The sequence below is a fragment of the uncultured Caballeronia sp. genome, assembly GCF_964243625.1.
Lineage (GTDB): Bacteria > Pseudomonadota > Gammaproteobacteria > Burkholderiales > Burkholderiaceae > Caballeronia.
Window position 1 is genome coordinate 1 of the sequence record NZ_CAXTGZ010000407.1, and the last position, 5,567, is coordinate 5,567.

Consider the following 5,567-nt stretch of genomic DNA (forward strand, 5'->3'; position numbering starts at 1 on the left):
CCGATCGAAAACTTCCTCGCCCGCGAATGGCGCCGGCGCGGCTGGGTCGCGTGGTCGCTGACGCCGTTTGCCGCTGTTTTCGGTTTGATCGCTGCGATTCGGCGTATGTTTTTCGCGCTCGGCTGGATCAAGCAGACCAACGTTGGCGTGCCCGTTGTCGTGGTCGGCAACGTCACCGTGGGCGGTACCGGCAAGACGCCGACCGTGATCGCGCTCGTGGAAGCGCTGCGCGCCGCCGGTTACCAGCCGGGCGTCGTCTCGCGCGGTTATGGCGCAAAGATCCATGAGGCCACGCTTGTCACGCCCGAAAGCAAACCCGCCGAAGTCGGCGATGAACCGCTTCTCATCGCTCGCCGCACGCATGCACCGGTCGTCGTGTCGCCGGATCGCGTGGCGGCGGCGCAGGCGTTGCTGAAGGCGAATCCATCGGTGGATGTAATAGTGAGCGACGACGGCCTGCAGCATTACCGCCTGGCGCGCAGCTTCGAGCTCGTGGTGTTCGACGACCGCCTCGGCGGCAACGGCTTCCTGCTTCCGGCCGGCCCGCTGCGTGAATCGATGTCGCGGCATCGCGACGCCACCCTGATCAACAGCCCGTACGAACGCGCGCTGCCGCCGTGGCCGAACACCTTCTCGCTCGATCTCACGACCGGCGATGCCTGGCTGCTCGACGACCCCGCCGTGCGCCGTCCGCTCGCCGCGTTCAAGGGCGAGCGGATCGTGGCGGCGGCAGGCATCGGATCGCCGGAACGGTTTTTCGCGTCGCTGCGTGCCGAAGGCCTGACGCTCTCGACCCGTGCGTTCCCCGATCACTACGATTACCGCGACAACCCGTTTGCCGGCATCGAAGCCGATTCGATCCTGATCACCGAGAAGGATGCAGTAAAATTCGGGGCCTGGCGTGACGCGCGCATCTGGGTCGTTCCCGTGGAAGCCGTGCTCAAACCCCGCCTCATCGCATTAGTCGTGGAGAAAATTCGTGGACGCACGCCTGCTTGAAATTCTTGTCTGCCCGATTTGCAAGACCCAGCTCACCTATGACCGCGCGGCGCAGGAACTCATCTGCAACGTCGACAAGCTCGCGTACCCGATCCGCGACGGCATTCCCATCATGCTGCCCGACGAAGCACGTCAGACGGTTGAAGGCACGCCCGTCGATCCGTTGAAACCCGTTAGCGGAAACTGATCCTCAACGAACACCAGGACGCGAACGCCCCAACATGAACGCCCACACGCCAGTCGTGCCGCCCTTTATTGCTGTCGTGCCCGCGCGGCTCGCGTCCACGCGGCTGCCGAACAAACCGCTGGCTGACATCGGCGGAAAGCCAATGGTCGTGCGCGTCGCCGAGCGGGCGCGTTTGTCGGGCGCATTGCAGGTGCTGATCGCAACGGATTCGCCGCGCGTGGTCGATGTCGCGAAGGAACACGGCTTCGACGTACTGCTCACGCGCGCCGATCACCCGAACGGCACGGATCGTCTCGCCGAAGTCGCCACGCATTTCGGCTGGAGCGACGAGACCATCGTGGTCAACGTGCAAGGCGACGAACCGCTGATCGATCCCGCGCTCGTGCGCAACGTGGCGGCGCATCTCGCGGCGCATCCGTCGTGCGCGATCGCCACAGCCGCGCATCCCATCCACGATCCCGCCGACGTTTTCAATCCGAACGTCGTGAAAGTCGTGCTCGATGCAAAAAGCGTCGCACTCTATTTCTCCCGCGCGCCGATTCCCTGGTCGCGCGATGCATGGCAGAAGGAATGGCCAAACGCGGCCGCGCTCGCATCGCGCCCGCCGATTCCGGCCAATGTGCTGCGGCACATCGGCCTGTACGCGTATCGCGCGAAGTTTTTGCGGGCTTATCCCACGTTGAGTGTCGCGCCCATCGAGGAAGCGGAAGCGCTCGAACAGCTTCGCGCGCTCTGGCACGGCGAGCGCATCGCCGTTCTGATCACGAACGACGCACCGCCGCCCGGTGTCGATACCCCCACCGACCTCGCCCGCGTACGCGCGATGTTTCCGGCTTCGTCCTAACGCGCCGGCGCGCTTCCGGGCAACTCGCGTTAACCCCGCCACGCCCCACATAACAAGCCTTTGCGGCCTTTTTTCGGGTCGCCATTGCGAGGATGCATGGCATAATCGGCCGGTAGCGCGAGCCTTCCGGTCAGCGCCTTTGCTCCCTTGCGCCCATGTCGACTGGTGCCGCGCCGTCTCCCGAATTCGGCTCGTCGCGCCTCGTTTCGGACGTCTGCCGGGCAATTGTGAATAGCGACCGGACGCCAGATAAGCCTCGCAGCGAGAGCGGTTTCTATTCGATTCGGAGATATCACCATGCGTTTGATCCTGTTGGGCGCCCCCGGCGCCGGCAAGGGCACCCAGGCCACCTTCATCAAGGAAAAGTTCGGCATCCCGCAAATCTCGACGGGCGACATGCTGCGCGCCGCCGTGAAAGCGGGTTCGCCGCTCGGCGTGGAAGCCAAGCGCTTCATGGACGCGGGCGAGCTCGTGCCGGACACGCTCATCATCAACCTTGTCAAGGAGCGGCTGCAGGAACCGGACTGCGCAAACGGCTATCTGTTCGACGGCTTCCCGCGCACGCTTCCGCAAGCCGACGCCATGAAGCAGGCGGCGGTTGCCATCGACTATGTGCTGGAGATCGATGTGCCGTTCGCGGACATCATCGAGCGCATGAGCGGACGGCGCGTCCATGCGGCGTCGGGTCGCACGTATCACGTCAAGTTCAACCCGCCGAAGCAGGAAGGCCGTGACGACGTCACCGGCGAGCCGCTGATCCAGCGCGACGACGACAAGGAAGAGACCGTGAAGAAGCGGCTCGACGTGTACGTGGCGCAAACCAAGCCGCTGATCGACTACTACAACAACTGGTCGAAGCACGGCGACAACAACGGTTTGAAGGCGCCGGAATACCGGCGTATTTCGGGCCTCGGTACCGTCGATGAAATCCGTCAGCGCGTGTTCGAAGCGTTGACCTGATCTCAACGCCCGGCGCCGCAAGCACGCCTTTTTCGAAACCCGCTCGTGCTTCATTGGCCGAGCGGGTTTTTTGCTTCTACCGATCTCTTCGCACATCACCACCATTGAGGAGCACACAGCATGGATATCCAGGACAACGTTTTTCTCATCACCGGCGGCGCATCGGGCTTGGGCGCGGCGACGGCGCAACTGATCCGCGATCATGGCGGCAAGGTCGTGATTGCAGACATGAACGAAGCCGGCGGCGAGAAGCTCGCGAAGGAACTCGGCGGCGTGTTCGTGAAGTGCGACGTGAGCCGTGAGGAAGATGGCCAGCGCGCCGTGGAGGCGGCTACGCAACTCGGCAGTTTGCGTGGACTCGTGAACTGTGCGGGCATCGCGCCGGCGGCGAAGACGGTCGGCAAGGACGGCCCGCATTCGCTCGATGTATTCGCGAAGACCATTGGCGTGAATCTGATCGGCACGTTCAACATGATCCGGTTGAGCGCTGCGGCCATGGCGAAGAACGAACCGAACGCGGCCGGCGAGCGCGGCGTGATTGTCAGCACGGCATCGGTTGCGGCCTACGATGGCCAGATCGGACAGGCGGCATACGCGGCGTCCAAAGGCGGCGTGGTCGGCATGACCTTGCCAATCGCACGTGATCTGTCCCGCAACGGCATTCGTGTCATGACGATCGCGCCGGGCATTTTCGAAACGCCCATGCTGCTCGGCATGCCGCAGGAAGTGCAGGACGCGCTCGGCGCCATGGTGCCGTTCCCGTCGCGTTTGGGCAAACCGAACGAATACGCGATGCTCGTCAAACACATCTTCGATAACCCCATGCTCAACGGCGAAGTCATCCGCCTGGACGGGGCAATCCGGATGCAACCGAAGTAAACGAAAACGGCGGCACATCCTGGAAGATGCGCCGCCGCTTTTATAAAGTCAGAATTCTTAGTCGCTGTCGTGCTGCGTGCGTTGCCTGAGTTCGTGCAACTCCGTCTCCACGACGGTTGCGTCCTCGGCGTCCGGACGGTCATCGAGGTATCGACGCAAATCTTCCATCGCCGGGCGCAGGTAATCCAGACGGGCATACGCGAAACCGCGATCCCGCACCTCTTCAATGCTTCCCGGCATCAGGATCACAAGCCGCTGCTGCACGGCGAGCAAGCGCTGCCATCGCTCCGTCTGAAGATAAATGCTCTTCAGATTGCGCAACATTCGTCCGATGATTTCCCGCCGCGTCGCTGGTTGCAACAGCACGCGCAACGCGCTGCCAATCGACTCGCCAACCCGCTGTACATAGGGTTCGAGCATTTCGACCATCGCGGATTCGGAGAGCGAATGTCCGGTGGTCGGATCGAGCATCACGTCGCCTTCCGGCGTAGTGACGCGCAGCAGGAAGTGCGCAGGAAACGACACACCGCGCACTGGGATACCAAGCTGCTCGCTCATCTCCAGATACACGACCGCGAGAGATATGGGGATCCCGCGCCGGCGCTTCAGCACCATGTTCAGGTGGCTGTTATCCGGGTCGTAATAGTCGTTCAGATTGCTGGTGAAGCCGAGTTCGCGGAAGAAAAAACGATTCAGCACGCCGACTTTCTGCTTGATATCGGCGTCCTCCGGCATACGGCGGCGAACCCGCAGCACGAGTTCGTCGATCTCCGCCAGCACGCCCTGCAAATCGAGGTCGGGATACGCGTCCTGCGCAAGCGACAACGCCGCCTCGGTGAGGGGCAGACTTTCGTCCTCCGCCACCAGCGAAGTGAAATAGTCGAGCATGCGCGTCGTCGTCATCACATCGTTCGCCTTCTGAAATACGCGTATTTGAAGCCCATCGCCGAGAGCATACCGAAATATAGCGCAGCGAATACAACCAGGCTGGCTCCAAGAAGCGCGATGCGCTGCAGCGGCGCAGCACGCATGCCAATCCAGTCGAAGTTACCCGAAACCCAGTGCATCACTCCCGCCAGCACGAGGCATGCCCCGACCAATTGGGCGAAGAAACGCGTCCATCCCGCCGATGGCTGGTAGATCCCGCGCTTCCTCAATCCGATGAACAACATCGTCGCGTTCGCGCACGCGCCCAGCCCGATCGACAAGGTCAGGCCGGCGTGGGCGAATATAGGCACGAAGACCAGGTTGCTCAACTGAATCGCGATCAACACGACAATGCCGATGATCACCGGCGTCCTGATGTCCTGCTTCGCGTAAAAACCGGGCGTAAGGATCTTGATCAGGATCAGGCCGACGAGCCCGATGCCATACATGGCCAGCGCGCGGCCCACCATGACGACGGAATTTGCATCGAATTTGCCGTAGCCGAAGAGCGTCGCCGTGAGCGGCTGGGCGAAGAAAAACAGCGCAATTGCACTGGGCGCGGCCAACAGGAACGTGATGCGCAGCCCCCAGTCGAGGAGCGCGGAGTATTCGACCGGATCCTTGTCCACATGCGCCTTCGAAAGGCTTGGCAGCAAGATCGTGCCGAGCGCGGCGCCGAGCAGCGCGCTCGGAAACTCCATCAGGCGGTCGGAATAATTGATCCACGACACCGCGCCCGGCCCGAGCCGCGACGCAATATTCGTGTTGATG

7 protein-coding genes are annotated in these 5,567 nt (G+C 62.6%); 5 read left to right on the forward strand and 2 right to left on the reverse strand.

Features of this window, described 5'->3' with window-relative positions:
- Positions 1-3: 3 nt before the first annotated feature.
- From lpxK to ACFFAR_RS23110, 5 genes are all read left to right on the forward strand, one after another.
- Positions 4-999 carry a tetraacyldisaccharide 4'-kinase gene (lpxK, locus tag ACFFAR_RS23090; RefSeq protein WP_375508537.1) on the forward strand — a complete coding sequence of 332 codons (996 nt, stop codon included), beginning with the start codon at positions 4-6 and terminating at the stop codon, positions 997-999.
- Positions 980-1,186, forward strand: coding sequence for a Trm112 family protein (locus ACFFAR_RS23095; RefSeq protein WP_060858061.1), 207 nt, complete (start codon positions 980-982; stop codon positions 1,184-1,186). The genes lpxK and ACFFAR_RS23095 overlap by 20 nt, the downstream gene beginning before the upstream one ends.
- Positions 1,187-1,220: 34 nt before the next feature.
- Entirely contained in the window at positions 1,221-2,030 is an 810-nt protein-coding gene (kdsB, locus tag ACFFAR_RS23100; protein ID WP_174364272.1) for a 3-deoxy-manno-octulosonate cytidylyltransferase, read from the forward strand.
- Between the two features lie 297 nt (positions 2,031-2,327).
- The gene (gene adk / locus ACFFAR_RS23105; RefSeq protein WP_075360039.1) at positions 2,328-2,990 is read left to right on the forward strand and encodes an adenylate kinase; all 663 of its coding nucleotides are present in this window, start codon (positions 2,328-2,330) and stop codon (positions 2,988-2,990) included.
- A 120-nt stretch (positions 2,991-3,110) separates the two neighbouring features.
- Positions 3,111-3,869 (forward strand): SDR family NAD(P)-dependent oxidoreductase, encoded by a 759-nt coding sequence (locus tag ACFFAR_RS23110; RefSeq protein WP_174364271.1) that lies wholly within the window; start codon positions 3,111-3,113, stop codon positions 3,867-3,869.
- Between the two features lie 57 nt (positions 3,870-3,926).
- Here the strand turns inward: ACFFAR_RS23110 and ACFFAR_RS23115 are convergent, their stop codons facing one another.
- Both ACFFAR_RS23115 and murJ read right to left on the reverse strand, forming a co-directional pair.
- Complete coding sequence (locus ACFFAR_RS23115) at positions 3,927-4,772, reverse strand: SirB1 family protein (protein ID WP_062167823.1); 846 nt, start codon at positions 4,770-4,772, stop codon at positions 3,927-3,929.
- Positions 4,772-5,567, reverse strand: a 796-nt coding sequence (gene murJ, locus ACFFAR_RS23120) for a murein biosynthesis integral membrane protein MurJ (protein WP_375508536.1), incomplete at its 5' end; no start/stop codon positions are given. The genes murJ and ACFFAR_RS23115, both read right to left, overlap by 1 nt.

Coding starts and splice junctions, on each gene's coding strand:
- kdsB (WP_174364272.1), top strand. CDS start 1,221: ATGAACGCCCACACGCCAGTCGTGCCGCCCTTTATTGCTGTCGTGCCC.
- adk (WP_075360039.1), top strand. CDS start 2,328: ATGCGTTTGATCCTGTTGGGCGCCCCCGGCGCCGGCAAGGGCACCCAG.
- ACFFAR_RS23110 (WP_174364271.1), top strand. CDS start 3,111: ATGGATATCCAGGACAACGTTTTTCTCATCACCGGCGGCGCATCGGGC.
- ACFFAR_RS23115 (WP_062167823.1), bottom strand. CDS start 4,772: ATGACGACGACGCGCATGCTCGACTATTTCACTTCGCTGGTGGCGGAG.